This window comes from Papillibacter cinnamivorans DSM 12816 (assembly GCF_900176335.1).
Taxonomy (GTDB): Bacteria; Bacillota; Clostridia; order Oscillospirales; family Oscillospiraceae; genus Papillibacter; species Papillibacter cinnamivorans.
In genome coordinates this window covers 1-3,331 of the sequence record NZ_FWXW01000009.1, presented here as the reverse complement: position 1 = coordinate 3,331, position 3,331 = coordinate 1, and the positions used below count along the sequence as shown (strand labels likewise).

The 3,331-nt window shown below is 55.6% G+C and carries 4 protein-coding genes; 3 read left to right on the top strand and 1 reads right to left on the bottom strand.

Going from position 1 to position 3,331, the window contains the following annotated elements; translation table 11 throughout:
* Positions 1-472: hypothetical protein (locus tag B9A13_RS14345; protein WP_207651227.1), on the bottom strand; the 472-nt coding region annotated here is incomplete at its 3' end.
* Between the two features lie 35 nt (positions 473-507).
* Between B9A13_RS14345 and B9A13_RS11790 the strand changes: the two genes are divergently transcribed.
* The 3 genes from B9A13_RS11790 (at position 508) to B9A13_RS11780 (ending at position 3,313) form a co-directional block, all read left to right on the top strand.
* Positions 508-1,338 (top strand): NYN domain-containing protein, encoded by an 831-nt coding sequence (locus B9A13_RS11790; RefSeq protein WP_084235367.1) that lies wholly within the window; start codon positions 508-510, stop codon positions 1,336-1,338.
* 98 nt (positions 1,339-1,436) lie between these two features.
* Positions 1,437-2,306 (top strand): DegV family protein, encoded by an 870-nt coding sequence (locus B9A13_RS11785; protein ID WP_084235366.1) that lies wholly within the window; start codon positions 1,437-1,439, stop codon positions 2,304-2,306.
* Positions 2,307-2,542: 236 nt separating this feature from the next.
* Positions 2,543-3,313, top strand: a complete 771-nt coding sequence (locus B9A13_RS11780) for a metallophosphoesterase (RefSeq protein ID WP_159448130.1) — start codon at positions 2,543-2,545, stop codon at positions 3,311-3,313.
* The last annotated feature ends 18 nt before the right edge of the window (positions 3,314-3,331 follow it).

Sequence of the window (3,331 nt, the reverse complement as noted above, 5' to 3'; positions counted from 1 at the left end):
CGAAGCGTTTCGTGGTATATGGCATCGCTTGCGGTTCCGCCCAAAGGACGGGAGCAAGCCGCGCCGACCGATCCGGCAGGATGGCCGCTTTGCGGTTATCATACCATGATTTCCCGGCCCGGTCCATCGGATGATGCCCCTCCGATTGCGGAACCGACGGATTTAATGCCGTTTTCTGAAGCAAAGCGCGGGCACGTATTCCCGGAAGGATAAATTGCGTGACGCAGGAAATCTTCTGTGTTATACTGAAAATGCAGCAACTCCCGGCGGCTCTTACGGTGCGGCGGAAACCATTCCGAAGGGATAAAACGCCGGAAATTATACCTGATACGGATATGCGATGAACCCAATGATGAAAGCGGCCTGTTTTTTGCCCCGCGTCGTTATCCTCCTTGACGGGCATAGAACCCGACGGCGGCGTCTGCCTTGCGGGACGCAAAACATCCTCGAATTTTATTTTCATCGTTTCCATGGCTTATCCGTATCAGAACGAAAAGGAGTAATGAAATGTCGAAACTTTCTGACCTGCGGCTTTCTGTTTTAATCGACGCGGACAACGTCCCCAGAAAAAGCATGAAAAGCATCATGGCGGAAATTGCGGTTTACGGCACACCGACTATCAAACGAATTTACGGGGACTGGACGACCCCCAATCTTGCGGGGTGGAAGAACATCCTTCTGGAAAACGCCATATCCCCCGTCCAGCAGTACGGATACACCACCGGGAAAAACTCCACGGACTCGGCAATGATCATCGACGCCATGGATATTCTCTATTCCGGACGGACGGACGGGTTCGTGCTGGTCTCCAGCGACAGTGATTTTACCAGGCTCGCGACGCGGCTGCGGGAGGCGGGAATGAAGGTAATCGGAATCGGAGAAAAAAAGACCCCCAATCCCTTTATCGTGGCCTGCGACAAGTTCATCTATATCGAAGTGATCAACGACAATTCCAACGCCTCGGAGGAGGCCGAGCAGGCTCCGGCTGCAGGCAAACCCACCGAGAAGGCCAGAAGCGCGGCCCGGAAAAAAACAGAGATGCCCGCACCGGAAAACAAGCCGGCCGGAAAGCAGCAGGTGCCGGAGGATGTGGTGCAGATGATCGCCGCTTCGGTTTCCGATCTGGCCGACGAGGACGGCTACGCGTTCATGGGGGAAATCGGGAACCTCCTTTTGAAGAAAAGGCCGGATTTCGATCCCCGGAACTTCGGATTCCAGAAGCTGACCCAGCTGATCAAGTCCTTAAACCGCTTTGAAATCGATGTCAGACAGACAAACTATCCCCATATCAAGCATATCTATCTGCGGGATAAAATGGCGAAAGCCGAAGACGAATAAACGCTTAACGGCGCAAGACCGTTTTACCCGCCTTTTTCCGGGATCGGGGTCGGATTCCCGGTAAAAAAGAAAGTGCTTTGGATAGGATGTGTACGACTATGACAAAGATCATTGTGGACAGTACCTGCGATTTGCCCAAAGCCATTTTAGAACAATACGACATTAAGGTGATGCCGTTAAACGTGGTCCTGGGGGACAAGGAATACCTGGACGGCGTGGAAATCACCGTGGAAGAGCTTTACGCCGAAATGCGCAGGGGCGTTGTTCCCAAGACATCCCAGATCCGAACGGAAGAGCTGCTGGAAACATTTGAAACATATGCGGTACAGGCAATGGACTTTATCTATCTGGCGTTTTCCTCGGCTCTTTCGGGAACCTGCGATCTGGCAAAGATGGTTTTACAGAAGATTTCCGCCCAGTATCCTCAGGTAAAAATGGAAGTGGTGGATTCCAGATCCGGTTCCCTCGCCACGGGTCTTATCGCGCTGCAGGCGGCAAGGATGGCCGAGAACGGATGGAACTATTCCGTCGTTCTTCAGCAGATCGATTTTATGGTGGAACACATCGAGCACGTTTTCGCCATATCGGATCTGCACTGGCTGGCGAAGGGCGGCAGAATCAGCCGGGCGGCGGGACTGGCCGGGAGCCTTTTGGACGTAAGGCCTATTCTGGACGTGGAAAACGGGCGGATGAAGGTAATCGGGGCGGCCAGGGGGCGCCGGAGAACCATGAATGCTCTCATCGAGCTGGTCAAGCAGCGGATCCGGGATTTTCCGGAGCAGATCGTGGGTATCAGCCACGCGGACGATTTGCCAGCCGCGCAGGAAATCATGGATATGCTCCGGGAGAAGGCCGGTATCACGGATTTTATCGTGGAACGTATCGGGTCCGTCCTGGGGGCCCATCTGGGGATTGGCGGGGTAGGCATATTTTTCTTTAACGCGAAGCCGGAGCTCTACGCCGGGTAAATGCGGTTCCTCCGCAAGCCGGCGACCCAAACCTGTCTTTCCCATAGAAAGGCGGGTTTGTTGATTTGGCGGCGGGCAGCCTTCTCTCCGGACGGACTGATTCCGGGGGCGGCAGGCAAATCCCGCCGATATCAGGTGAGGAAGGCTTTTATTCGGGGAAAGGGGACGGAACGATTAAGGGAAGACTTTTCGGGTTTGCGATCGCGGCGTTTCTTCTCCTGGGAGCGGTCTTGTTTGTGCTGGATCAGAACAATCGGATCGACGCGGAAACGGTAAACGTATCCTTGGCAGGGCTTCCGGATTCTTTCGCGGGTTTTCGGATCGTACAGCTTTCAGATCTTCACGGAAAAACCTTCGGAGAGAACAATACCCGCCTGCTTTCGGAAATCCGGGAGGAAAAGCTGGATCTCATCGCCATTACCGGGGATCTGGCGGACGATCCGGCGCAATTCGATGCGATGGGCGCCCTGGCCGCCGAGCTGACTCAGATCGCGCCGACCTACTATGTGACGGGAAACCATGAATGGGCCACCCGGGCGGCGCCGGCACTGATGGAGATCCTGGAAAAGCAGGGGGTCCACGTTCTACGGAACGAATATACGGTGCTCCGGCGGGGAGAGGACAGGCTTGTCATCGCCGGGATCGACGATCCCAACGGGCCGAAGGACCAGAAAACGCCGGAGGAGCTTACGGAGGAAATCCGAAAAGCGGAGAAGGACCCCTTTATCGTCCTGCTGGCGCACCGGAACAGCGGGTTCGACACGTACGCAGACTGCGGCATCCCGCTCACTCTTGCGGGGCACGGTCACGGCGGCCTGATCCGGCTTCCCTTTACGGACGGCCTCATCGATACGGACCGCACGCTGTTTCCCCAATATACCAACGGTCTTTACACAATAGATGGATGCTCTATGTTCGTTTCCCGGGGACTGGGAAACGTGGGAAGGACCTTCCGGCTTTTTAACCGGCCGCACCTGCCGGTGATCGTTTTGTCGCCGGCGGCCTGAACCGGCGGGCGGAGCACG